The 24,958-nt window shown below is 45.0% G+C and carries 23 protein-coding genes; 21 read left to right on the top strand and 2 right to left on the bottom strand.

The window, feature by feature from the left end; all coding sequences use genetic code 11:
- Positions 1-43 precede the first annotated feature (43 nt).
- Entirely contained in the window at positions 44-2,017 is a 1,974-nt protein-coding gene (gene feoB / locus SPSYN_RS08800) for a ferrous iron transport protein B (protein WP_161822076.1), read from the bottom strand.
- A gap of 39 nt (positions 2,018-2,056) precedes the next feature.
- Entirely contained in the window at positions 2,057-2,275 is a 219-nt protein-coding gene (locus tag SPSYN_RS08795; protein WP_161822075.1) for a FeoA family protein, read from the bottom strand.
- A gap of 246 nt (positions 2,276-2,521) precedes the next feature.
- Here SPSYN_RS08795 and SPSYN_RS08790 point away from each other — a divergent pair, with 246 nt between their 5' ends.
- The 21 genes from SPSYN_RS08790 (at position 2,522) to SPSYN_RS08685 (ending at position 24,848) form a co-directional block, all read left to right on the top strand.
- Positions 2,522-3,826: a bifunctional folylpolyglutamate synthase/dihydrofolate synthase gene (locus SPSYN_RS08790; protein WP_161822074.1), complete on the top strand. Its 1,305-nt coding sequence runs from the start codon at positions 2,522-2,524 to the stop codon at positions 3,824-3,826.
- Between the two features lie 291 nt (positions 3,827-4,117).
- Complete coding sequence (locus SPSYN_RS08785) at positions 4,118-4,375, top strand: DUF4321 domain-containing protein (protein ID WP_161822073.1); 258 nt, start codon at positions 4,118-4,120, stop codon at positions 4,373-4,375.
- 64 nt (positions 4,376-4,439) lie between these two features.
- A complete protein-coding gene (locus SPSYN_RS08780; protein ID WP_161822072.1) occupies positions 4,440-5,027 on the top strand; it encodes a Maf family protein in 588 nt (195 codons plus the stop codon).
- A 5-nt stretch (positions 5,028-5,032) separates the two neighbouring features.
- Positions 5,033-5,728: a RadC family protein gene (radC, locus tag SPSYN_RS08775; protein ID WP_161822071.1), complete on the top strand. Its 696-nt coding sequence runs from the start codon at positions 5,033-5,035 to the stop codon at positions 5,726-5,728.
- A 29-nt stretch (positions 5,729-5,757) separates the two neighbouring features.
- Positions 5,758-6,789: a rod shape-determining protein gene (locus SPSYN_RS08770; protein ID WP_161822070.1), complete on the top strand. Its 1,032-nt coding sequence runs from the start codon at positions 5,758-5,760 to the stop codon at positions 6,787-6,789.
- A gap of 53 nt (positions 6,790-6,842) precedes the next feature.
- Positions 6,843-7,694: a rod shape-determining protein MreC gene (mreC, locus tag SPSYN_RS08765; RefSeq protein ID WP_341478866.1), complete on the top strand. Its 852-nt coding sequence runs from the start codon at positions 6,843-6,845 to the stop codon at positions 7,692-7,694.
- A gap of 18 nt (positions 7,695-7,712) precedes the next feature.
- Complete coding sequence (mreD, locus tag SPSYN_RS08760; RefSeq protein ID WP_161822068.1) at positions 7,713-8,222, top strand: rod shape-determining protein MreD; 510 nt, start codon at positions 7,713-7,715, stop codon at positions 8,220-8,222.
- Positions 8,223-8,266: 44 nt separating this feature from the next.
- Complete coding sequence (gene mrdA / locus SPSYN_RS08755) at positions 8,267-11,053, top strand: penicillin-binding protein 2 (protein WP_161822067.1); 2,787 nt, start codon at positions 8,267-8,269, stop codon at positions 11,051-11,053.
- A 424-nt stretch (positions 11,054-11,477) separates the two neighbouring features.
- On the top strand, positions 11,478-11,828 hold the full coding sequence (gene minC, locus SPSYN_RS08750; protein ID WP_243152998.1) for a septum site-determining protein MinC: 351 nt from the start codon (positions 11,478-11,480) through the stop codon (positions 11,826-11,828).
- Positions 11,829-11,877: 49 nt separating this feature from the next.
- A complete protein-coding gene (gene minD, locus SPSYN_RS08745) occupies positions 11,878-12,672 on the top strand; it encodes a septum site-determining protein MinD (protein WP_161822065.1) in 795 nt (264 codons plus the stop codon).
- A gap of 20 nt (positions 12,673-12,692) precedes the next feature.
- Entirely contained in the window at positions 12,693-12,974 is a 282-nt protein-coding gene (gene minE, locus SPSYN_RS08740; RefSeq protein WP_161822064.1) for a cell division topological specificity factor MinE, read from the top strand.
- Positions 12,975-13,248: 274 nt separating this feature from the next.
- Positions 13,249-14,442 (top strand): rod shape-determining protein RodA, encoded by a 1,194-nt coding sequence (rodA, locus tag SPSYN_RS08735; protein ID WP_161822063.1) that lies wholly within the window; start codon positions 13,249-13,251, stop codon positions 14,440-14,442.
- A 462-nt stretch (positions 14,443-14,904) separates the two neighbouring features.
- Positions 14,905-15,363 carry a hypothetical protein gene (locus SPSYN_RS08730; protein ID WP_161822062.1) on the top strand — a complete coding sequence of 153 codons (459 nt, stop codon included), beginning with the start codon at positions 14,905-14,907 and terminating at the stop codon, positions 15,361-15,363.
- The gene (locus SPSYN_RS08725; RefSeq protein ID WP_161822061.1) at positions 15,360-16,001 is read left to right on the top strand and encodes an accessory gene regulator ArgB-like protein; all 642 of its coding nucleotides are present in this window, start codon (positions 15,360-15,362) and stop codon (positions 15,999-16,001) included. Before SPSYN_RS08730 ends, SPSYN_RS08725 begins: the two co-directional genes overlap by 4 nt.
- Positions 16,002-16,003: 2 nt before the next feature.
- A complete protein-coding gene (locus SPSYN_RS16320) occupies positions 16,004-16,135 on the top strand; it encodes a cyclic lactone autoinducer peptide (RefSeq protein ID WP_341478865.1) in 132 nt (43 codons plus the stop codon).
- Between the two features lie 51 nt (positions 16,136-16,186).
- Complete coding sequence (locus SPSYN_RS08715) at positions 16,187-17,866, top strand: bifunctional diguanylate cyclase/phosphohydrolase (protein ID WP_161822060.1); 1,680 nt, start codon at positions 16,187-16,189, stop codon at positions 17,864-17,866.
- Between the two features lie 774 nt (positions 17,867-18,640).
- Positions 18,641-19,420 (top strand): M23 family metallopeptidase, encoded by a 780-nt coding sequence (locus SPSYN_RS08705; protein ID WP_161822059.1) that lies wholly within the window; start codon positions 18,641-18,643, stop codon positions 19,418-19,420.
- 14 nt (positions 19,421-19,434) lie between these two features.
- On the top strand, positions 19,435-20,310 hold the full coding sequence (locus SPSYN_RS08700) for a M50 family metallopeptidase (RefSeq protein WP_161822058.1): 876 nt from the start codon (positions 19,435-19,437) through the stop codon (positions 20,308-20,310).
- 183 nt (positions 20,311-20,493) lie between these two features.
- Positions 20,494-22,374, top strand: a complete 1,881-nt coding sequence (locus tag SPSYN_RS08695) for a TIGR03960 family B12-binding radical SAM protein (RefSeq protein ID WP_161822057.1) — start codon at positions 20,494-20,496, stop codon at positions 22,372-22,374.
- Positions 22,346-23,002 (top strand): TIGR03936 family radical SAM-associated protein, encoded by a 657-nt coding sequence (locus SPSYN_RS08690; RefSeq protein ID WP_161822056.1) that lies wholly within the window; start codon positions 22,346-22,348, stop codon positions 23,000-23,002. The genes SPSYN_RS08695 and SPSYN_RS08690 overlap by 29 nt, the downstream gene beginning before the upstream one ends.
- A 157-nt stretch (positions 23,003-23,159) precedes the next feature.
- Positions 23,160-24,848, top strand: coding sequence for an Rne/Rng family ribonuclease (locus SPSYN_RS08685; protein ID WP_161822055.1), 1,689 nt, complete (start codon positions 23,160-23,162; stop codon positions 24,846-24,848).
- The last annotated feature ends 110 nt before the right edge of the window (positions 24,849-24,958 follow it).

The raw sequence follows: 24,958 nt of genomic DNA, 5'->3' as shown, positions 1-24,958 counted from the left end.
TGGCTTAACCAAGTTATGACGTATATAGGTTAGTTGGTTGTAGTTATGACAAGCCTGACCCCGGTTTTGATCTTTGGAGCAGCCGGCAGGTTAGCAGTACGGATATGGTTATGGCAATAAAGACGGCGATCACCAGGGGAATACCCAGAGTATTGCTGCTGCCGCCGAAGATAGCCGACATCTGTGCTACCAGGCCACCCACGGTAAAAGCAACTACCCATGTACCGGCCCACATAATGGCACCTTCCCGGTAGCCCCGCTCTTTAAAAATGATCAATATTGATGCTATGCAAGGTACGAATAAGGTAATGGTGATTAAGACTATAACCGTTGCCATAGGTGTCAGCGCCATATCAGTAAGGCCGGCTGCCCCAAAGTCGCGGCGCACTATACCCATAATAAAGGCAGTGGCTGTTTCCGGCGGTAGCCTTAACCAGCCTACGGTTAGCGGAGCCAGCATTTTTTGCAGCGCAGCTAAACCACCGGTAATTTGTAAGGTGCTGATAATTAGAGCACCCAGGGCAAACAGTGGGGTGGCCTCCTTTAAGAAGTGATAGGATTTAGTACCGGTTTTGCGTAATACGTTATCAACCCTGGGTAACCGCAGTGGTGGGAGGTCGATTAACAACTCGGTGGACTTGCCCGGCACTAGAGTGTTCAGCAGCGTACCTGTAATAACTAATACAGCAAGGATTACCAGTGCGTACAGCGCTATATACCCGGGGCCAAATCCTGCCAGCAGTCCGGCAATGACGCCCAGTTGAGCTGAGCAGGGAATGGTCAGTCCCATTAGGAAAATAGTGATTCTTCTTTCTCGATCGGAACCCAGCAACCGGGTAGTAATGCTGGCCATGGTGACACAACCGAAACCCAGTATGAGCGGTATCACTGCCCGACCGTTAAGGCCGATACCCGTAAGTACCCGATCTACCAGTGTGGCTATACGGGGCAGGTAGCCCGAGTCTTCAAACATGGCCAGAAAGAAGTAAAAGCCCACCACCAGCGGCATCAATAAGCCCAGCACGTAGGTTACCGTCATGGTCAATACGCCAAATTCGCCGGTTAAAATGAAGCCCAGATTGCTGTCTAAAGAAATAAATTGTTCTATGAAACTGCGCACTGCCGGTTCATAAAAGCCAATTAAAATTGTTTCCTCGGTTATTCCCACTACCGTACCTGCAATGAACACCCCAATAGACTGGAACATAGCCCACATGGTTATAATTAATAAGGGAATACCGGTAATTGGCTTAATCATCCAGCACCCCAATGTAACACCAATTCCTGCACCGCGGGAGCTTTCACTGACTACATGACCTACAATATTGTTCACTTGCTCCCGGCGTTTTAGGTAAATCTGTTCCCGTTCATCTCCCGGTTCCAAACCGTGACGGGACGCTATTACTTCATCGCCCTCCAATACCAACAACGCCTCTCCCTGACTGCCCAACCTGTCTGCCAGATGGGTCAATTTTTGTTGCAGTTCCCCGTCAACATGTCCTTTTTGTGCCAATATATGGGCTGTTTTTAGCTGGGCGAGCCCCTGTTTTTTGGTGGCTATAGTGGGAATGACCGGCACTCCCAGCAAATCGGTCAGTAAATCGGTATCAATTTTAAGGCCTTGTTTTTGGGCTTCGTCAATCATGTTTAAGACGACCAAAACCGATACACCGGTATCGATTATCTGGCGTGTTAAAAATAAATCCCTTTCCAAGTGCGCGGCGTTGACCACATTAATTACTATATCAGCGGACAAAATGATGTCCCTGGCGATGCGTTCTTCGTCATTAAAGGAGGAAATACCGTATATCCCCGGGGTATCGATAATGACATTATTGCTCAAGCGTCCATAAGATATTTCCAGGGTCGTACCAGGGTAGTTGGAAACGTCCACATATAACCCAGTTAAATAGTTAAAAACTACTGATTTACCGGCGTTGGGGTTACCGGCCAAAACAATTCTTCGGGCGTTTTCGGGCATATTTATTTTAATACCTGTGTCATGACAATGAGCCAAGTAATAACACCACCTTTGCATAGAATTATGTAATGCATGTTAGTTCAAAGTTACGGTAATTCTGTTAGCCAATTCCCGGCCAATGGCAATTTCCTGTCTGTTTTTTCTCAGTACGATAGGGCCGGCGGGTAATACTTCCTCACAAAATACAACTGCTCCCTCGCCGATACCAAAGCGGATAGCCTGGGAGCGAATATTTTCATCTGGAATGTGTATAATCTTAACATGCTGACCACGCTTAGCGTTACCTAATGTCATATCAAGCACCTCCACTTAATTGAGTAGTTAAATTAAATGATAATCATTATCATTGATTATCATTATCATTTTAGTGGTGATGATTTAGTTTGTCAACTACAATATATGTAGGAGTACAAATGTGATGAAGAATTTAAGTTTTTTACCTGGTACCTTTTTTTTATTTATGTTTTAATAGTAGCACGGAAAAAGGTTATATGTTACGTTAGTGGTTTTTTTACATTTTTCACCCGGAGTGTGATAGCATTGTTATATGAAGAGGCAATGGAATACTTGCAAAACCTTACCAAGTTTGGGATGAACTTTGGATTGGTACGGATCAGTGAATTACTGCGCCGCCTGGGTGAGCCACACAGGAAGATTAATGTAATTCATGTCGGCGGTACTAATGGTAAAGGTTCTACCACGGCGATACTGGCCAGTGTTTTGCAAAGTTCAGGTTACCGGGTGGGCACATTTACCTCTCCCCACTTGCATAGTTACACAGAGCGTTTCCGAATTAATAATGCGGAAATTGACCCGAACCAGGTAGCTAAATTAATCACTTATCTGCGTCCGCACATAGAAACTATGGTTCAGGATGGTTTTGAACACCCCACGGAGTTTGAGGTCAGCACTGCCCTGGCTTTTTGTTACTTTGCTGAGGAGGCGGTGGATTATCTGGTGCTGGAGGTTGGGCTGGGCGGTGCTATCGACTCCACCAATGTAGTACACCCACTGCTGTCAGTTATTACAAATGTAACTATGGACCACATGGATTATTTGGGTGGTACTGTATCTGATATTGCCCGGGTTAAAGCGGGGATTATTAAACCTGGCGTTCCAGTGGTTACTGCCTCAGATAACCCTGAGGTGCTGGCCATTATTCAGGAAATCTGCCGTGAGAAAGGCTGCACTTTGATTCAAGTAGGCCGGGATGTTACCTGGGAATACGGGGAGCATTCATTGCGCGGGCAATACTTTGACTACCAGGGGCTTAAATGGCATTTTATGGAACTATGGCTTCCTTTGCTTGGCCAGCATCAGGTGGTCAATGCTTCCACAGCTCTGGCGGCACTGGAACTGCTAGCCGGCCTGGGCGTACATATAGAAGAAAGTGCGCTGCGGGACGGGCTGAGTAAAACAGTATGGCCGGCGCGCCTGGAATTGCTTGGGGGTAAACCGCCGGTACTTATTGATGGTGCGCATAATTATGAGGGCGCCCGCAGTTTGCGCCTCGCCCTTGACACATATTTCCCAGAGCGGGAGATAGTTATGATTTTAGGTATGCTGGGCGATAAGGAACGGGCTCGGGTGGTGGCTGAACTTGCCCCGCGGGCTCGCAAGGTGATCATTACAAAGCCCAATAGCCCCAGGGCTGGCGACTGGCAGCAGCTAGCCGCTCAAGCGCGCGAGTATATATCTGATGTGGATGTGGTAGAGAGTATAGCTGATGCGGTGTTGTCTGGTATGAAGCAGGCCGGGGTGGATGATTTGGTGTGTATCACCGGTTCTTTGTATATGGTTGCAGAGGCCAGGGAAGTTGTACGTGGTCTGTTCAACAAGAAATAATTTAGGGTGGAACAGTAAAATTTATTGACGAATTAAACTGTTTGGGGTAGACTTTAATGGAAAAAAGCTCCATTATTAACTTTGGTAATAGCCAAATTAAATCAACGCAGGGTGTTTGTATTTTAGCTTTAGCATATTTAATACCCCTGCTTTAAACCCGATCCCTGCGTACCCAAAAGGGATATGGGATTTTTTTTAGTGGTTTGCAGAAGACTGGTTATTATATGTATGATAGAATATAGAGCAAGGAAACAGTTAACTTGTTTGTAAGTGCGCATTTGAGGTGAGTGAATGGCTAAAATTATACGCGGAGCCAGCAATGTCGGGATACTATTGTTGCTGTTATTAGCCGGTGGTCTTGTTGGTAGCGCTGTTGCTAATAGCCTTGCCAAGTCTGTGCCTTTATTGGCAGCCACAGGTAAAATTGGTTTACAACCGACCACCCTGGATTTGCAGTTTATTCAGTTAACTTTTGGTTTTACCTTGGATATAGGTCTGACTACTGCTTTAGGGTTGGTGCTGGGATATATCGTTTACAGAAAAATATAGTCATTCTGAATAGAACGGTTTTTTGCTGGATAGAAAAATACGCTACTTATACGGAGGAAGAAATTTGCCCACCATTTATCTTGCATCGTCGTCTCCCAGACGGCGGGAACTGCTTGAACAAATTGGCTTGCCTTATACTATAGTTACAGTTGATGTTGATGAAAGTCTGTTGCCTGGTCTGTCTCCTATTGAACAGGTAGTCGCGCTATCCCAGCGCAAAGCTAGAGCCGCTGCAACAATATATTCAGAAGGTATTGTGATTGCGGCAGATACTGTGGTGGTGTTGGATGGCCAGGTGTTAGGAAAACCGGCTAATGAAGCAGAGGCTTTGACCATGTTGGAACGCCTGCAAGGGAATGTTCACGAGGTACTTACCGGTATAACCTTGCTGGAGTTGGCTGGTGACCGGGTTTTTTCGGACTTCGAGTGCACCGAGGTGCAGATGCGTGATGTATCCCGGGATGAACTGATGCGATACATAACTACCAAAGAGCCGTTTGATAAGGCCGGGGCGTATGGTGTTCAGGGGTTAGCGGCTGTGTTTGTAGCAGGGATCAGGGGTTGTTACTTTAACGTAGTGGGGTTACCTCTTTTTAAGTTGACTCAGATGTTGAAAGAATTTAATGTAGATGTATCAAGTTATTGGAGGTAGATTCCATGGTATCTCCGGTCTATCGTGTTGCGATAAAGGACATGCCTCTATCCTTACGGCCCAGGGAACGGCTATTGCAGGAAGGGCCGGAGGCCTTATCGGATATTGAGTTATTGGCCATTATGCTACGCACCGGTTATGCCGCTGCCAGTGCGGTGGATTTGGCAACTGCACTGCTCGGTCATTTTGGTGGTATAAAGCAATTGCTTGGTGTTTCAGCCGAGGAATTGAGTGCTTTTAAAGGTATGGGACCGGCAAAGGTGGCTCAAATCAGGGCTGCACTGGAGTTAGGACGGCGGGTGGCTATGACTACTACCTGGGACAGGCCTTGCATTAAATCACCTGAAAACGCAGCCTCATTGGTCATGGAGGAAATGCGTCACCTGGACAAAGAACACTTTTGTGCTTTGCTTCTGAACACCAAAAATCAGGTGCTGGTGCGAGAAACGATTTCCATTGGTACACTGAATTCTTCAGCTATCCACCCGCGGGAGCTGTTTAAAGCGGCCATTAGACGCAGTGCTGCCGGGGTGATCCTGGTGCATAACCATCCTAGCGGTGATCCTACACCCAGCCGCCAGGATATTGAGGTGACCAACCGTTTAATTGAAGCAGGGAATATTATTGGTATTGAAGTCTTAGATCACCTGGTTATTGGAGATAATAGATTTACCAGTTTTAAGGCCAAGGGCCTAATATGAAACAATGACAGAGAGAGGGGCCTGTACAAATGCGCTTAGGCATTTTTTCCAAAGATATGGGTATTGACCTGGGAACAGCAAACTCCCTGGTTTATCTAAAAGGTAAGGGCATTGTTCTCCGAGAGCCGTCAGTGGTAGCTATCCAGCGCGATAACGGCCATGTGCTGGCAGTGGGTGAGGAAGCCAAGCAAATGATTGGCCGTACACCAGGTAATATCATAGCCATTCGCCCGATGAAGGATGGCGTGATTGCCGATTTTGATATCACTCAAAGCATGATCAAATACTTTATCAATAAAGCTTTACGTGGCCGCACTTTTCTAATTAGACCCCGTGTGGTGGTTTCAGTGCCTTCCGGAGTAACCGCGGTGGAGGAGCGGGCTGTTCGTGAAGCCGCTCTGCAAGCAGGAGCTCGTGAAGCCTATCTGATTGAAGAGCCTATGGCGGCCTCCATCGGAGCCGGCTTGCCGGTGCATGAACCTACCGGAAATATGATCGTGGATATCGGCGGGGGTACCACTGAGGTAGCGGTAATTTCTCTGGGAGGTATAGTTACCAGCCGTTCGGTACGTAAGGCAGGTGATGAGATGGATGATTCGATTATTCAGCATGTTAAAAAAACCTATAACTTAATGATTGGAGAGCGTACCGCTGAGGAAATAAAAATACAAATTGGTACTGCATACCCCCTTGATGCGGTGGAAACGTATGAGGTGCGGGGGCGTGACTTGATCAGCGGATTACCGAAAACTATTGAGATAACTTCTGAGGAAATTTATAAAGCTTTGTCTGATCCTGTTGCCAGTATTGTAGATGCAATAAAAAGCACTTTGGAACAAACTCCTCCTGAACTATCCGCGGACATTATGGACCGGGGGATAGTTATGGCTGGGGGTGGCTCTTTACTTCGTGGCCTGGACCACCTGGTCAGTGAGCAAACCGGTATGCCTGTACACCTGGCTGAGGAACCGCTACTGGCAGTAGCTTATGGCACAGGGCGGGTACTGGATAATATTCATATTTTACGTAAAGTTATTATACATCCCAAAAAATTGGCTTGAGCCTGGTCTATTACGGTTCAATATCAAATGAGCTATAATATATATTATAGGGTGTGTGTCGAGTGTCCCGTCTTACAACTGGGAAAACCCTTTTTTTATTAGGTGTATTGGTAGTGCTTATTATTATTGGCTTGCATTTTTCCGCAGGTAATACGGATGAGTTGACTCCCTTTGAGTCAACTACTCGGGAGACGCTCTCTCCAGTACAGCGGGTAGTATCGGTAGTTAGTGGTAAGGTCACTGATTTTTTTGCGTTTCCCGTCCGCTTATATAAACTTTCGGAACATAACCGGCAGCTTGAGCAGCAGGTGACGGAACTACAGGAGAAGCTAGCTGAATATAACGAAATTAAAGCTGAAAATGTTCGTCTTAAGGAGCAGCTTTCATTTAAAACCAGCCTGGCGGGCCAGCTGAATACAGTATCGGCTGAAGTCATTGGGCGTGCGGCAGATAATTGGTTCGGTATAGCGATTATTAATAAGGGTTCTGCTAACGGCATCCAGCAGGATATGGCTGTGATAACCCCGGCCGGTCTTGTTGGCCGGGTGACCAATGTTACCAACCACACGGCAGAGGTGCTGCTCATTACTGACCCCCGCAGCGGCGTCGGTTGTTTGGTCCAAGAAAATCGCGCACCGGGTATTGTTGAGGGAGTAGCCGGTGGGAGTAGCGTTGTAAATATGGTGCACATACCGTCTGATTTGGCGCCTAAAAAAGGAAACAGGGTCGTAACTTCAGGGTTTGGCAGTGTTTTTCCGAAGGGCATACCAGTTGGTACAGTGCATAAGACCCGCCGTGAAGAATCCGGCATGTTTAAAATGGCAACATTAAAAACCTTTGTGGATTTTAACCGGTTGGAGGAGGTTCTGGTAATTACCTCAAGCAACGTTGATCCGGTTACGTAGCACCCGGAGGTGAAAAATTTGCAACCTTTGTCTTTTTTATTGTTTGTGCTGCTGGCATTTATTCTGCAGACCGCAGCTTTTAATTATATAGCTATTTATGGGATAAAACCTGATCTGGTACTGATACTGGTTATTCTTAACGGCTTCCTCCGGGGTCCTCGGGAGGGGGCTTTTTTGGGTTTTGCAGCCGGTATTTTACAGGACCTGGTAAGCGGCGGTTATTTTGGCTTAAATGCTTTAACCAAGATGACATCAGGCTATCTGGCAGGGTTGGGGGAAGGCAGGTTATACAGGGATAATCGTGTAATTGCTGCCGGGCTGACCTGGATATGCACATTGGGAGCGCAGCTAGTTTTTCAATTTTTGCTGTTGCTGGTTAATGTATCAGTGCCAGTACCGGCGGCACTTGCTTATGTTATATTGCCCACTGCTTTCTATAATGCGCTGGTGGTACTGCTTATTTACGGTTATTTTTATCGATATGTCCAAAAGGACCAGTCTAATAATGCAGAATTTTTTAACCCCTAAGAGACCTTCGCTCATCATTCGGAGAAACAAGAAAGGTTAGCATTATGAAAAGAAAAGCATTAGTTGAATATAAAATGAAATTTATATTGGGTGCAGTGCTTTTGGTGTTGCTGCTATTACTTGCCAGGCTATCCTTTATGCAATTGGTGCAAACCGAACAATATCGTACGATGGCGCGCAATAATTATATTCGGATCGTGCCGGTTTTTGCCCCGCGGGGGGAAATTTTCGACCGGCAAGGCGAAAAAATTGTCACTAACAAACCTATTTATACTGTATCCATCAATGATTTAAATTTAGAGGGCACTACTTATCACTTATACCTGGACCGTATTGGCCCGGAAACGGTAAGTATGGCTGACAAGCTTGCCTGGATATTAGCCGGGGATGAGGAAGCGGTACAGTATTTTCAGCAAATCAGCGGTAAAACGCCGGAGGACTTTAATGAGCATGTAACCCGAAAAAGTGACGAGGCCACCTATACAGCTAAAAAGCAAGCTATTGAAGAGATTATCAAAGAACGGGTCAGCAGCAACAAGGTTAAATTGGAAAATGGTGAAGCACTGGAAATCGCCGTAGTTTATCATCCATCTACAGTGGCCACCTTGCGTCAGCAAAACCTTAGTTCCTTTGGTGTCAGGTTGGAAAAGAAAACCGATATGTTAAGCGAACTCGTGGCCATGCTACACCAAGAGGCGGTATTTGCTGATAAGACCGTTTATGAAGTGGAAGCGGATGTGCGGGCAGCAATCAGGGAGAAAAAATACTACAAGCCATACGAACCCGTGCTAGTAGCTGAAAACATCTCAACCCAAACAGTAGTGACACTACGGGAAAGACAGATGGAATTGCCCGGGGTAGTCGTGGACATTCAACCTGTTCGGGACTATCCTTATCAGAATCTGCTGGCCCACGCGCTTGGCTACGTGCAGAATATCAAACAGGAGCAGTATGAAGAGCATAAAAACGAAGGCTATTTTATGAACGATCTTTACGGGCAAAACGGCCTGGAATTGATGTATGAATCTTACCTGCGGGGCGAACACGGTGCCAGGCAGGTGGAGGTAGATGCCGGTAGCCGGCCGGTGCGGGACTTGGGCTTAAAACTGCCTGTACCGGGTAACGACCTGGTGCTAACCGTTGATCTTGATTTGCAGATGGCAGCGGAGAAGGCATTGGAGGATGGGGTAGCCCGGGCTCAAAGTGCGGGCCACAGTCGTGCCAAAGCTGGTGCTGCGGTAGTTATGGATGTTCGCACCGGAGCCGTTCGGGCTATGGCCAGCTATCCCTCGTATAATCCCGGCATCTTCACCGATGGGTTATCCAATGCCCAGTGGCAAGAGCTGCAGGATACAGGTGCGCTGCTTAATCGCACCATATCAGCTATTTATCCGCCCGGCTCTACTTTTAAAATGGTTACGGCAGGGGCGATATTGGAGAATAAAATTGTGGATCCCAACTTTAATATTCCCGACCCCGGTTATTACCGGCTGGGCAAGGGAATATTCAATGACTGGAAACCGGGCGGTCATGGGATGGTAGACCTCCGCAAGGCTCTGGAGGTGTCCTGTGATACTTATTTTTATCAATACGGGCGTATGGCCGGGGTAGATGCAATCGCCAGAATGGCTAAAGAATTTGGTTTAGGAGAAAAAACTGGTATTAATCTGCCTGGTGAAATAAGCGGTGTGGTGCCTACACCCGAGTGGAAATATAAACTTGTGAAAAATATGTTAATCATGTATAACGAGGACTTTGCCAAAGTACGCAAACTCAATGAACAAATCGAAAAGACTACCAACGAAGCACGTAATCAGGAACTGCAAAAAGAAAGGGACGCTGAACTTAACAAGCAATTAAAAAAACATGAATGGGATTTGGAATGGCAGCAATTTGAAACCGTTAACATGTCCATTGGACAGGGCAATAATACCTACACGATGATGCAGCTGGTATCATATGTAGCTGCTATAGCCAATAACGGGACATTATATCGGCCTTATTTAGTGGATAAAATTGTTACCCCGGATGGTAAGATTCTCAAAGAGTTTAAGCCGGAGGCCAAGCGAGAGGTAAATATCTCAAAAGCAAATTTGCAGATAATTCAGGAAGGAATGCATATGGTGGCAACGCCACCCAACGGTACCGCATCGGCAGTTTTTGGGCTTGACGCAGCGGCTAAAACCGGTACTGCGGAGGTGTTGGATGCCAAAGGCAATAAAATTGGCAACCATGCTTTATTTGTAGCCTATGCACCCTTTGAAAAACCTGAAGTTGCTGTAGCGGTGGTGCTGGAATATGGTTATGCGGGAGGTTCATTCGCCGGGCCTATTGCCCGGCAAATACTGGATGCCTATTTTGCTGAGACAGAGACAAAACCAGAGGATATACAAAATGATACGCCCGGCCGTCAAGCGGACGATACCGGGGAACTTCCTGAGGGCTGGGACGCGCTGCCTGCTTTAAGCTGGCCGGGCTGGGAACATCTGTCCGGTGAGAGTGAGGCAGTGCGAGTGACTAATTCGTCCCAAACTGAACAATCTGAAGTACAACATATTCCGGTGACTCCGAGCCGGCCTGTTGTATCAACCCAACCGGAGCAACCAACGGCCCTGCCGTCTGTCCCTCAATCACCACCGGCAACGTCTACTCCGCCAGATGAGGGCCGGCAACCTCCGGATGATAGCCAACAACCGCCTGTTGAGACATCGCCCAATGAGGCGGCACCAGAACCTGTACAACCCCAATCTGAACAGCAGCCACCTCAAACAGTGCCTGCTGTACCTCAGACTGTGCCGGCACCGGAGCAGACGCTTGAGGGACAACTATAGAACTAGCTGTACGGTCTGCTGCCGGTTATTCTATGCTGTATGGGAGACATTGATTAATCAATTAGTAAAGCAATTTTGGCTACACTGAAAATAAGTTATGGGAACTGTCATCCTGAGCGTAAGCTAAGGATCTAAAGATTAATCGCTTAGCTCAGGATGACAAAAAGTGTCCTGTATTTTCATACTCCGGTTCGCGTTAGCGGTATGGATGTCTACCTGAAAAATATCAATGAAAAATTTTTATGTAAAATTTTGGTTTTAACAAAATTAGGCAGGATATGGTTTATGGAGTGTAGAAATAATTACGTTAGTTGTTTAAAGTGAAAAAACTGGTTATGCTGGGAGGCGTAAATTATTGGCTCCGGATTTGACTAGTGGGAATTTGGTGCAGTTCCCCGGTAAAGGAGGGGGAGAGCCCGAGGAGATGATGGATGAGAATACAGTTCTGGTCCAACGCACCCTGCGTTCCGGCCAATCAATATATTTTGACGGCAATGTGGTAATTGTCGGTGATGTTAATCCCGGTGGGGAAGTGGTTGCTACTGGCAATGTGGTGGTTATGGGATATTTACGCGGAGTGGTGCACGCAGGTGCAGGTGGTAATGAAAAAGCCGCTGTTTATGCTTTTCGCATGCGACCTACCCAGTTGCGTATTGCGAATCATATCACCCGTGCCCCGGATGGGGATGATAATGGACCCATTGTACCTGAGATAGCCAGAATAAAAGACGGTACGGTGGTTATTGAGACTTTCTCATCTGGTTCGGAACGCTAAATATGAAGTTAACTTAAGTGAAATGCATAAAAGGGAGGAAGTAATATTTATGGGGGAAGTAATAGTCATTACTTCAGGTAAAGGAGGCGTTGGTAAGACTACCACTAGTGCTAATTTGGGTGCCGGTCTGGCCTCTTTAGGTGACAAGGTATGCCTGATTGACGCTGATATTGGGCTGCGCAATTTGGATGTAGTTATGGGCCTTGAAAATCGGATCGTATACGACTTGGTGGATGTTACCAGCGGTAATTGTTCCTTCCGGAAGGCAATGATTAAAGATAAACGCTTTGAAAATTTATTTTTAATGCCTGCTGCTCAAACCAAGGACAAAACAGCAGTTAGCCCTGAGCAAATGCGAGCGCTTACTGAAGAAATAAAAAGCGAGTTTGATTATGTTATCATTGATTGCCCTGCTGGTATTGAGCAAGGTTTTCGCAACGCCATCTCCGGTGCTAATCAGGCTATAGTGGTTACTACTCCCGAGGTTTCAGCTGTCAGGGATGCCGATCGTATCATAGGCTTGCTGGAAAAGGAGGATTTGCGCGAGCCCAAGTTAGTGATTAACCGAATGCGTTATCAAATGGTCAAGCATGGAGATATGATGAGCATCGATGATATTATCGATATACTGGCTGTAGACCTGCTCGGTGTGGTACCGGATGACGAGCAGGTAGTAATAAGTACTAACCGGGGCGAAATGGTGGTAATGAATGATTCATCAAGGTCCGGGCAGGCTTATCGCAATATTGTACGCCGTATTAAAGGCGAAGATATACCGATGATGAATCTGGAAGAAGAAGGTGGGTTTTTTAGGAAGTTAAGGCAGATAATTGGCCTTAAGTAACGGAAAGGGGGGGGAGCGCAATGTTGGACATTATTAACCGCCTGTTAGGCCGTGAAAGCCATTCCAGTAGAAATGTGGCCAAAGAAAGATTGCGCTTGGTGCTTGTGCACGACCGTGCTGGTGTTTCACCGGAACTTTTACAGACTTTAAGAGTTGAATTAATTCAAGTAATTTCTAATTATATGGAAATTGATGAACACTCACTGGAAGTATCGCTGGACAGCAGCGAGAACCAGGTTGCCTTAGTGGCTAATATACCGGTGAAGAAAATGAAAAGGACCGTACAAACTGAGACCGCCTAAACTACTGTTGCCCGGTTCGGGTTTATCCGGACCGGGCCTGCTGCAGGGGTAGCGGTTGTGCGATATTTATTGATACGTTTCGTCGGTAGCTTTATTCTAACCGGCTTTTTTTGTGCCATCGCCTGTTATATAATAAAACTTATACTGTTTAACCTGACTAACTTGGCGTACAACGCCAACTAAGTCATGCATTTTGCAGTTCTAAAATTCAGGGTGAGTTAAATCTACCCTTGAATTAAGAACTTGCTTCAAAAGCAAGGCGGTGATTCAACGATTGAGTAATAAACGGTTTATAAAAAATTTGGATTTAACCCTGGTTGGGGTCACCGGGGTGATTCTGCTGTTTAGCTTGGTCATGATCAGTAGTGCCAGCACCGATTATGGCTGGTGGATGCGCCTTGGCTTGGATGTGGACAAATTACAAGAGGCTAATATTTTTCAAAGATTACTATGGATGAAAAAAGAATACGCGGTAAAACAATTTGTTTGGATAATGCTGGGCATTGCAGCCGCAGCGGCCGTCTTATATATACATTATGAAGATTGGCGACGCTACACAAGGCACCTTTATGTGGTAAATGTGATAATGCTCGGAGCAGTACTTATCCTGGGTCATACTGCTATGGGGGCTCAGCGTTGGATTGAGATCGGTCCTTTTGTTTACCAGCCCTCCGAATTTGCTAAAATCATTATCATTATTACCATGGCCGATTTTTTAGCCAAAAAGGAAGGGCAGCTGGGCAATATCAAGGAGTTGGTGCCTACCTTTATTTTTGTGGGAGTACCGTTGCTGCTAATCTTACTCCAGCCCGACTTGGGTACTTCATTAGTTTTTATTGCCATATTGTTCGGTATGTTATTTGTAGCCAGCTCTAAGCCTTTTCTGGTTGTCGGTCTATTCGGAGCGGGATTGGCCGGAGTGGTGGGATTAATATGGTCGCATCTTAGGTTTGATACCTGGATCCCCCTCCATGAATACCAGCTTAAGCGGCTGATTATCTTTCTAGACCCCTGGTCTGATATTCAAGGGGCGGGCTACCATGTTATTCAGTCCCAAATTGCTATTGGCTCCAGCGGCTTCTGGGGTAAGGGACTGCTGCGGGGAACCCAGAGTTTTTTGGAGTTTTTGCCGATCAGGCATACCGATTTTATTTTTTCGGTGCTAGCAGAGGAAACCGGTTTCCTGGGTGCCGCATTGCTCTTGATATTGTTTGGTATTTTTCTTTACCGGGGAGTACGGATTGCCAATGAAGCTAAGGACATGTTTGGGACCCTTATGGCGACAGGTATAGTAAGTATGATTACTTTTCAGATACTGGTCAACGTTGGCATGGCTGTAGCTATTATGCCCGTCACCGGTATACCACTGCCTTTATTCAGTTATGGAGGCAGCAGTATGATCACTACTATGATTGCCATTGGGATACTGTTGAATATCAATATGCGTAGGCAGAAAAGTATTTTTTAATTAAGCGCATCTAGGCTAAACCCAGGACAGGCTGTTTTTAAATTAAAGCAGTCTGTCTTTTTGGTGCTCGGCATGTACTGCCATGTGCTTCTGGGCGGAAAAAGCATCGGATTTTCGTCCGGAGTAACTATATGCTGCACCGGCCATAAGCTATAGAAATGTATTTTATTATTTCCTTGCGATTTCAGACTGTATTTTTATCGTAACACTCCAATAGTTGAAGTTCTAAATCAGTTTCCGTATATAAAAATTTGAATCCTTCATTAAAGAAACCGGTTTAGATAACATTAAAACCGTCCCACCACAAAAAGAGTTGTAATAATGGAGGATATCCTACTTTCCTGCAGAAATATGGTATAATAATGAAAAAAATTAGATAATATGCTTATTAAATGTACTTGTTTAATTAACTAACTAATAAAGGACGCATATAACACTATGAGTCTTTAAGGAGAAAAGGTAATGAGTGAAGTTATATCTTTATTACAGGGTATACCAGAGACTATCGCAACTCTAGCTTTAAGTCTATCATTCGCCAGAATTTCCTTGCGATGGCTCCCCATAGTAGTGGGAGGGGTAATTATATCTATTATTGGATCTGCAATTAAACTTTTACCTTTGACATTAGGCCTTCATTCAGTTGCTATGCTTTTAATGTGTGTTTTATTCATTTCTAAAACAACTCACATATCACCGTCCAAAAGTTTTATAGTGACTATCTCAAGTGTAATCATTCTTATATTTTTTGAAATCGTTATTCATTTATCTATTTCCAGACTAACAACGCTAAGCCTTGAGGCAGCATCTACCGATTCTTTATTATGGTTCCTAATCGGACTTCCACAGGCTATAATAATTTTTATTCTCTCTTTATTAGTTTCTAAAATTAAAAAACCTGTTTTGAATGGATGGAAGATATGAGTTACCTGCCAATTAGCAAACGCATAGCCGGTTATTTGTCTTTCCAAACGGGACTTTCAGCAGAAAAAGAAGAGATTATCACTTATGTTATTGAGGTAACTTTAATTAACCTGTTTAATATTATTAATATACTTTTTCTTGGTCTATTATTTGATGTATTGCCGGCAGTTATTACATGCTTAATTACAGTGGCATTGTTAAGACATACTGCTGGTGGAGCACATTCTAATTCACCGTGGCGCTGTGCCTTAATAACTGCCATAGTTTTCCTATCAATATCAATAGCAGCCTCATATCTAGCTCATATCAAACAAATATATATAGACATTATGGCAATTGTAGCCATAGCTATAGGAACATTTTTAACTGTCCGATTAGCCCCTGTGGATTCACCTTCTGCACCTATTACATCTGCTAATAGAAGGAAGAGACTAAAATGTTTATCGATAATTGTTATTGGTTTCATATCAGTGGTCATAGTCCTACTTCGACAAAGTTTGTGGTTACATACTCAGGAAGTACAAGTAGCTATAATTTTATCTGTATTATGGACTAGTTTTAATTTAACTCATTTCGGGCACCTTGTAATGTCACACATTGACAGGTTAAGAAACCCAAAGACAAAGGAGGTGAATTGATTATGAAAAAGATTATTAATAAGCTATGTTATTTTTCAGTAACTACAATGCTGTTTATGGCAAGTATCATAGTAACTCCAACTTGTTTTGCCTGGCATTATCAACCCGAAGTCCCCAAATCGCTAAGGAAATAGAACAAATAAAGGTGGTGCCATACCACCTTTTATTTAATGAGGTGTATTGTTTTGATTACGGAAGAAGAAAGGCAGAAAGAATTATACGAATATATTACAACTACACATATGCTTTGTCTTCTTATCTTTGTAATTGCTTTGATTCTAAGCGGACATAACATATTACCTAAATATTTTTACCCTTTTGCCAATATCGAGTTTTTCTTTTTGTTTTGTTTAATAGGTCTAATTATTGTAATATTATATATTACTAAAATACGATTAACACCAGTAACTTCAGAATCTTTATCATATATTGACTTTACTTACATGGTTTTACCGTTAATTTTATCTGTATCAATTTTGTTTATCTCTCATAAAGATCTTTCAAATTCTGAAGCAATTCTTTTGCTTCCCATCTTGATTACCGCATCAGTTATGGGTAAAAAAACCGGTATTTTTATGGCCTCAATATGCAGTTTATTTCTAATACTTCATGAGGTAATTTTAGAACCTGTAGGAAGCACATTTAAGGCTATAGAATCTGTTTTGATTTACATAAGTTTAATGCATGTTGTTGGTTGGTTTATCGGCGGAATAACAGATATGGAAACAAAACACCGGAAACACCTGACCATAATGGCTAATACTGATATGCTAACCGGTCTATATAACCACCGCTATTTTCAAGAAAAATTAAAAGAATATTTTAAGTCTGTCTCTGATAAAAACCCTTTATCCTTAATTATTATCGACATTGACTACTTTAAGAACTACAACGACAGTTTTGGTCATCTTGAAGGAGATCATGTATTGGGAATTATAGGTGATTTATTGAAGAAAAATATAAAAAGCGGGATTGCAGCAAGATATGGTGGTGAAGAATTTGTTGTTTTACTTCCGCATTCTGATAGTAGCACTGCGGTACAATTAGCTGAAAATATAAAGAAAATGGTAGAAGAACAGAAATTTTACGGAGAAGAATATCAACCCGGAGGCAAAATTACTGTTTCTTGTGGTATAGCAACAAGTCCTACTCATGGTATTAATCCTAAGGAATTAATCAAATACGCTGATTATGCACTTTATAAGGCTAAGAGTCTCAATAGGAATAAAGTTGAACTTTACATCTCGGTATTTGAGGATCTTGAGCTCAATGAAAATGAAAAAGAATCCTTTAATTCTATACGAACATTGATATCTATAATTAATGCCAAAGATCGCTACACATTCGGCCATTCAGAAAGAGTTACTGATTATTCCATAAAAGTAGCCAAAAGGTTACAGTTCTCGGACACTAACATACAACTACTAAAATATGCTTCATTTTTACATGATATCGGAAAAATAGAAATAGATGGAGATATCCTAAATAAACCAGGTGGTCTTGATGAAAATGAATGGAATGTTCTTAAGCAACATCCACGGTGGGGCAGTGATATTGTTAAATCGGTTAGTCAACTAGAGCCAATTTCAAAGGTAATACTATATCATCATGAAAATTACGATGGTTCGGGATACCCCGAGGGAATTAAAGCCGAGGACATCCCGTTACTATCAAGAATCATAAGGATTGTTGACAGTTACGATGCTATGACATCCAATCGTGTTTACAAAAAGAACATGACTTCCATTGAAGTAATTGAAGAAATTAAACGGTGTTCCGGGACCTTATATGATCCCATGTTGGCGCAGGTATTTATTGATATTATTTATTCTGAAGAATCACAGCAAACGCATATAATAACCTAGAAATAAAGGAAACATTCAGTAACACGAACATCGCTAAATCGCAAAAAGGTAAAATGTGTTAATTAATAAATTGCTAATTAAAATTTAAAAGTTTGTTGATTAAACGAGTATATTGCCACAACTTAGGCATATGCCAAGTATCGGCAAGATGGGATGCTTGAAAACAGAACTACAAAAGCCGCTTGCTACTCTGTTCAAAAGTAGTAAGCGGCTATTAGATTATGAAAATGTGCATTATTTACTAAGACCAGGTTTTGATGAAGCTAAAAATATACAAGTACAGGTGAAATGATACTAAGTTACCTGTTGAACTATATTGTAATATCCGCGATGTACTTGCGTATCAATGCAAAGAGCTCATTAATGGTCACCTACCTTTTGCTAATGCTCTCACTGTCAGTATAATTTTAGTAAAAGTCAGTATAATGGAAGTTTCTCAAACTATATAGATTATCTGCTATTACTACTACCTGTACAACGGCCACGGAGACGTAACCCGGGTAATCGACCAGACCGGCAACATCGTTAACAGCTACATCTACGATGAATGGGGAAACATCCTATCCAAGCAGGAACAATTGCCCCAGCTGCTGAAATATGCCGGAGAGTATACGAAAGCAGCCTGTACTACCTGCGGGCCAGGTATTATGACCCGACTGTAAATGGATGTTAAATAACGCCGACAAGATTGTCATATTTATCCACCCCAGCAAATATATATATTATAAAGCCGCCGACATTAGTTAGCGGTAAACGGTTGGGGGTGAATAGACTTTGAAGTGGGACAAGTTATCGCGTCTGGGCGGGCGTAAAAGCAGGGGGTTTGATGAATGGGCAGACTATTACCAGACCATAAATGGCCGGCGCCCGGTTACATCATCATATCAGCGCTCAAAAAGGTGGAACGGCCTCTACAGAATTACTGCCGTACTGGTTATACTGGCCCTACTTATAGTAGTGCGCCAATACCCCCATCCTGTGGGTGAACAAGCCCGGGAAAGTTTAAGGCATCTGCTTACAGCGGAGTGGGATTTCAGACCGGTACTGAATAAATCTGTACAACTGGCTGCTCAACTAGTTAATTGGGACAACCCGGTGATTCATGGTCCGGGTACGGGAATTGATGCCCGGCAGGTAACGGGTAGCGGGCTCACTAATGAAGAGCTTGCTTTACCGGTTTCCGGCAAGGTCGTGGAGGAGTTTGGCTGGACGCAATCTGCTGTTGACGACATGGAAAGATACCACGCCGGCATTGATATCAGCGCACCGATTGGTACCGGCGTCGTTGCTGTTCTAGACGGCAAGGTGGAAAGGATAGGCGAAGATAAAGAACTAGGGCAATATGTTTTAATTAATCATGGTGAAGGCAGGTACACATTGTATGGCTGTGTAACCGACGTGAGTGTGGTGGAAGGCCAAAAAGTGCAGGCAGGCCATAAAATTGCCCTGATTGGCGAAAACGGTGATGTAGCTGGCGGGGGGCTGCATTTTGAACTGCGGGAAAATGGAAAGCTGGTTGATCCGCTGGCTCGTTTGACAATAAGTGGTGAATAACGGAGGATACCGGTATGCGACTAGGACGTATACTGGGGGTGGATATATACTTAAACCCCTTTTTTCTGGCTTTACTGGCCTTGTTTTTTGTGGCCGGAGTGTTAGACCGGGGGCTGGTGGCCTTTGGTGTAGTGCTGGTGCATGAAATGGCCCATTCTCTAATGGCCAACCGTTTAGGAATCCCTGCCCATGAAGTGGAACTGCTGCCCTTTGGTGGGGTTGCTCGGGCGGGTACTGAGTTGCAGGTGGATCCAGTGCGAGAAACCTATACTGCACTGGCCGGGCCTGTCAGCAATTTGGCAATGATTGCCTTTGCTATAGCATTAAAAAATTACGGGCTCTGGCATGCTGACCTGGGTCCGTTTTTTTTACAGTGCAACCTGTTAATGGCCTTTTTTAACCTGTTGCCTGCCCTGCCACTGGATGGCGGGCGTATATATCGCTCTTACCTGGCTGCCCGGATTGGTATAACGCCGGCTACCTACCGGGCTGCCAGGCTGGGTCAAGTTTTTGCAGTCATTATCGCAGTTTTCAGCGTGCTAGGGGTATGGTGGGGAGCTTGCGGCGTGGATATTCTAGTTACTGCTTTGTTCCTTTTTTATGCGGCTACCCGGGAGCGCAGTGCAGCGCCATACCTGTTTATGCAGCTCTTAATGCGGAAACATCAAGAGTTGCTCCGAGAAGGAGTGCTACCGGTAAAACAATTGGTAGCTATCGAGAATGTTCCTCTGGGACAGTTGATGCAGTCTTTTCTGCCTCGCCGGTTTCATCTGGTTACAGTGCTGGATAAGCAAAGTCAGTATTTGGGCACAGTGACTGAGTCCAGCATAATTGATAGCTTAATGCACCGTGGTTCAAATGTACCTGTGGGCGAGTTAATTGAGAGATAAAGACGAAAGTTAGCTGTATTATTGCTTTTATATGGTTAAAATAATATTAAGTAAGTGTTGCTGTGACGCTTATCGCTAATTTCATTAGGCTATATTTTGTGGTATATTAAATAATAGTATTTGTTGGTATTTAATATTTATTGATCCGATGGCGCAATTAAAATTCTGGGGGACTATGTTTATATGGAGAAACAGCTGGAAAAGATTCTGCGGCGAGTGCAAAAGCCCGGTCGGTACTCCGGAGGCGAATGGAACTCTATATGTAAGGATTGGAAAAGTATAGATGTAAAGATGGCTTTTGCTTTTCCCGATGTGTATGAAGTAGGCATGAGCCACCTGGGACTACAGATTTTATATAGTATGGTCAACAGCCGTGATGATGCTCTGATGGAAAGGGTGTTTGCGCCCTGGCCGGACATGGAGCAACAAATGCGTAATAATGGCCTGCCGTTATTTAGCCTGGAATCCCGCAGGCCGCTGCGGGATTTTAATATTATAGGCTTTACCCTGCAATACGAATTAAGCTTTACAAATATTGTGAACATGTTGGATTTAGGCGGTATACCACTGCACTCAGCAGAACGTATGGAGGGGGATTATCCCCTGGTTGTGGCCGGCGGACCATGTGCCTTTAACCCTGAGCCGATAGCGGAGTTTATCGATGTTTTCGCAATTGGTGAGGGTGAAGAGCTGCTTACTGATTTATTGGATGCCTATCTGGCTTCGAGGCGCGGCGGCGAGAGCCGGCAGGATATGCTGCTCCGGCTCGCCGGTATCGAAGGTATTTATATACCGGCATTGTACCGGGTAGAGTATAATAGCCTGGGGACAATTAACACGGTAACCCCGTTAAGTCAAGGTGTACCTGCCCGGGTACAAAAAAGAGCAGTAACAAATGTGGACGCCGCTGTTTTCCCCACCCGGATGGTGGTGCCGGCAATTGAAGCGGTGCATGACAGGGCGATGCTGGAGGTGCAGCGGGGCTGTACCCGGGGCTGCAGGTTTTGCCAGGCTGGGATAATATACCGACCGGTGCGGGAAAAGGAACCGGATACGTTGCTGCATCAGGCGAGCAATCTGCTCGGTTCCACCGGCTGGGAAGAAATATCGCTGACCTCGCTAAGCACCTCGGATTTTTCCCAGGTGACTCCCCTTGTTCACGAGCTTATTAACAAACACGGCTCCGCCGGTGTTAACGTGTCGCTTCCATCGTTGCGTGTAGACGCCTTTTCCGTGGATTTGGCCAAGGAAGTACAACAAGTGCGTCGTTCCAGCCTGACCTTTGCTCCTGAGGCCGGTACCCAGCGCTTGCGGGATGTAATAAATAAGGGTGTAACCGAGGATGACCTGATGGCAGCTGTCGAAGCAGCTTTTATGGCTGGTTGGCATTCAATTAAACTATATTTTATGATTGGCTTGCCTACTGAGACAGATGAGGACCTGCAGGGGATTGCTAATTTGGCTCGGAAGGTGTTGGAGCGAGGACGCCGGCTGGTCAGGGCTAAAGGGCGGCTTAAGGTGACGGTAAGTGTATCTTCATTTGTACCCAAGTCCCATACCGTATTCCAATGGGAACCCCAGAATTCTATAGCTGAATTAAAACGCAAGCAAGCCTTATTGCGGGAACTTCTACGTAACCGGGGCCTGGTCTTTAAATGGCACGATCCGGAAGGCAGTTTTTTGGAAGCCGTGCTGTCGCGCGGCGACCGGCGACTGGCCGGTGCTATTGAAGCAGCCTGGCGCAACGGTGCCCGTTTTGACGGCTGGTCGGAATTTTTTGATTTAAGCAAGTGGACAAGGGCCTTTGCCAGTTCAGGCATAGCTCCTGAATGGTACGCCTACAAGCAGTATAGTTATGAGGATACACTACCCTGGGATCATATCAGCACTGGAGTGAGTAAAAATTTCTTAGTGCGCGAACACCGCCGTTCTCTTGAAGGGGCAATTACTCCCGATTGCCGCGACGGTCGGTGTCAGGGATGCGGCTTATGTGTCACTCTGGAGGCAAAACCGTATTTTGCGGGAGGTGAAACTGTTGCCTCGTTATCGAATACAGTACTGTAAAAGGGGTCCGGCCAGTTACATATCCCACTTGGATCTAGTGCGCACACTGGATCGGGCTTTTCGCCGGGCAGCTTTGCCCATTGCTTATTCCGAAGGTTTTAATCCGCATCCCAGGTTTAGTTTTGCTGCACCACTACCCGTCGGAGTCGAAGGGTTAGCTGAGGTATTGGATGTAGAGATGCAGGAGCCCATTGCGCACCAGGAGCTGGCCGAACGATTAAATGCCGCTCTGCCGCCAGGGCTCGCGGTGCTGGAGGTGAGTGATGTACAGGATAATACTCCGGCACCAATGGCAGAATTAGATGAAGCCGGATATATTGTGCATCTTGATGAACACGATCTGCCCGGTCCGCTGCCTGATGGGGCTGCACGTGATTTTCTAAGTGAGGAACATATAGAAGTGACCCGTAAGGGCAAGGACGGCAGGGAAAAAATACGCGATATACGTCCAGGTATAGTTAAGCTGGATGTGCTATCTCAGGTAAGTGGTTTAACCATGCAGATGAAATTAAAGTCCGGCAGTGCCATGAATGTACGCCCTGAAGACGTAGTGGAGGCATTTTTCCACCATGCCGGTATGGCGGTGGATAAAGCAGACCTGCAAATAATTCGGACAGGGCTTTTTTAAACTGACTAACTTGGCGTTAGTCTCCCAAGAGTACAACGCCAACTAAGTCATGTATTTTGCAGTTCTAAAATTCAGGGGGATTTGAATCTCCCTCTGAAATAAGAACTTGCTTTAAACTCACCGGGCAAGCGGAAAGAAAAGATGGTGGAGAAAGAAAATGTTTAAAGAGATTATTATTAATGTAGGTGAAGAGGAAACCCGGGTAGCGGTACTGGAGAACAAAGTTCTAGTTGAAGTGTACATTGAACGAGCGCCCAACCAGCGGCTGGTGGGCAATATTTTCAAAGGCCAGGTGGAAAACGTACTACCTGGCATGCAGGCATCTTTTGTTGATATTGGTTTAGAAAAAAATGCTTTTTTGTATGTAGAGGATGCCATTCCAGCTCGCACACCGGAAGCCGGTCCAGGCAATTCAGCCCTGGGCATTAATATATGTGATATTTTAAAGCAAGGACAAGAAGTAATTGTGCAAATTATCAAAGAACCAATCGGTACAAAGGGGGCTCGGGTGACCACTCATATAACCTTGCCCGGCCGCTACCTGGTACTCATGCCGAATGTGGATTATATCGGTATATCCAGGCGTATCGAGGAGGAAAAGGAACGGGACCGCCTGCGTGAAATGGCTGCTCGCGTCAAACCCAAGGGGATGGGGGTAATCGTACGTACCGTCGCCGAGGGGGTTGATGAGGAAGAATTAGGTCTGGACATCGAAATGTTGGTCAACCTGTGGGGTAAAATCGTCAATCGCTCCAACCACGGGCCGGTGCCTAATCTGCTGCACCGGGATCTGGAGTTGGTACAACGTATTTTAAGGGATATTTTTACCGAGGATGTCGATCGGCTTATTATTGATTCCAGCTATGAGTACGAAAAAATATTGGATTTGCTGGATATCCTGGGGCCTCGTTTAAAAGTCAAAGTACTTCTTGATGACAGGAAAAACCTTTTTGAAGATAACAATTTGGATCTAGAAATCGAAAAGGCCTTAAGAAATACCGTTTGGCTCAAGTGCGGCGGTTATATAGTTATCGACCAGGCCGAGGCGCTTACTGCCATAGATGTAAACACAGGCAAATATGTGGGCAGCACCAATCTTGAGGACACGGTTTTGAAAACAAATTTGGACGCTGCGGTTGAAATAGCTCGACAGCTTCGCCTCCGTAATATCGGCGGCATAATTATTGTGGACTTCATAGATATGAACAGTGAGGAACATCAGCGGCAGGTGCTTGCTGAACTTGAACAGGAAATTCGCAAAGATAAAACAAAAACTAATATACTTGGCATCACTCAGCTGGGACTGGTGGAAATGACCAGAAAAAAAGTTCGGCCAAGTTTGGCAGAAGTGCTGCAAAAAGCTTGCCCCTACTGTGAAGGGCGGGGCAAAGTGCTATCTGAAGAAACAGTGGGTATTAATATTAAACAGCAAATTTATCAGATGGCCAAACAAACCGGGGCGGATACAATATTAGTTGAAGCCAACCCGCTGGTGGCGGCCAGGCTTATCGGCAGTGGGGGGGCCGGCCTGCGAGATTTGGAAGCCCGCACCGGTAAAACCCTTTACATTAGGGGTTCAGCCGAGCAGCATATTGAGTCGGTAACCATGCGTCCCATCTATGACCAGGCTGATATCCAGGCGAATAATCAACCGGTTAAGCTAGGTCAGGTGCTGGATGTTGTGGTTGAAGAACCCCATACCAGCAACCTGAATAATGGTATCGCACGAGTCGATGGTTTTATTATAGATATTGAGGAAGGCGGTTCGAGGGTGGGAGAAACAGTGACTGTGGAAGTAAACAAAGTGTTCCGCACCTATGCTCGTGCTAAATTAATCAAAGGTTAAGGTTTTTCCGGCAATGGCATAATGGAATGGCAGGTCTAGCTTGACAAAGGATGTCGATGTGGTAAAATTATTTATTGTAGGCCATAAATATATACCGCTCGGAAAGGGTT

It is taken from the genome of Sporotomaculum syntrophicum, assembly GCF_009932395.1.
Taxonomy (GTDB): domain Bacteria; phylum Bacillota; class Desulfotomaculia; order Desulfotomaculales; family Desulfallaceae; genus Sporotomaculum; species Sporotomaculum syntrophicum.
The sequence above is the reverse complement of the archived record's forward strand: the minus strand, read 5'-3'. Positions and strand labels throughout refer to the sequence as shown.

What these genes read in the sequence shown, in the direction of transcription:
- minE (WP_161822064.1), top strand. Translation starts at nt 12,693, where the DNA reads ATGTTGGACATTATTAACCGCCTGTTAGGCCGTGAAAGCCATTCCAGT.
- minD (WP_161822065.1), top strand. Translation starts at nt 11,878, where the DNA reads ATGGGGGAAGTAATAGTCATTACTTCAGGTAAAGGAGGCGTTGGTAAG.
- SPSYN_RS08785 (WP_161822073.1), top strand. Translation starts at nt 4,118, where the DNA reads ATGGCTAAAATTATACGCGGAGCCAGCAATGTCGGGATACTATTGTTG.
- SPSYN_RS08695 (WP_161822057.1), top strand. Translation starts at nt 20,494, where the DNA reads ATGGAGAAACAGCTGGAAAAGATTCTGCGGCGAGTGCAAAAGCCCGGT.
- SPSYN_RS08685 (WP_161822055.1), top strand. Translation starts at nt 23,160, where the DNA reads ATGTTTAAAGAGATTATTATTAATGTAGGTGAAGAGGAAACCCGGGTA.
- SPSYN_RS08700 (WP_161822058.1), top strand. Translation starts at nt 19,435, where the DNA reads ATGCGACTAGGACGTATACTGGGGGTGGATATATACTTAAACCCCTTT.
- mrdA (WP_161822067.1), top strand. Translation starts at nt 8,267, where the DNA reads ATGAAAAGAAAAGCATTAGTTGAATATAAAATGAAATTTATATTGGGT.
- minC (WP_243152998.1), top strand. Translation starts at nt 11,478, where the DNA reads ATGATGGATGAGAATACAGTTCTGGTCCAACGCACCCTGCGTTCCGGC.
- SPSYN_RS08795 (WP_161822075.1), bottom strand. Translation starts at nt 2,275, where the DNA reads ATGACATTAGGTAACGCTAAGCGTGGTCAGCATGTTAAGATTATACAC.
- radC (WP_161822071.1), top strand. Translation starts at nt 5,033, where the DNA reads ATGGTATCTCCGGTCTATCGTGTTGCGATAAAGGACATGCCTCTATCC.
- SPSYN_RS16320 (WP_341478865.1), top strand. Translation starts at nt 16,004, where the DNA reads ATGAAAAAGATTATTAATAAGCTATGTTATTTTTCAGTAACTACAATG.
- SPSYN_RS08725 (WP_161822061.1), top strand. Translation starts at nt 15,360, where the DNA reads ATGAGTTACCTGCCAATTAGCAAACGCATAGCCGGTTATTTGTCTTTC.
- SPSYN_RS08730 (WP_161822062.1), top strand. Translation starts at nt 14,905, where the DNA reads ATGAGTGAAGTTATATCTTTATTACAGGGTATACCAGAGACTATCGCA.
- SPSYN_RS08770 (WP_161822070.1), top strand. Translation starts at nt 5,758, where the DNA reads ATGCGCTTAGGCATTTTTTCCAAAGATATGGGTATTGACCTGGGAACA.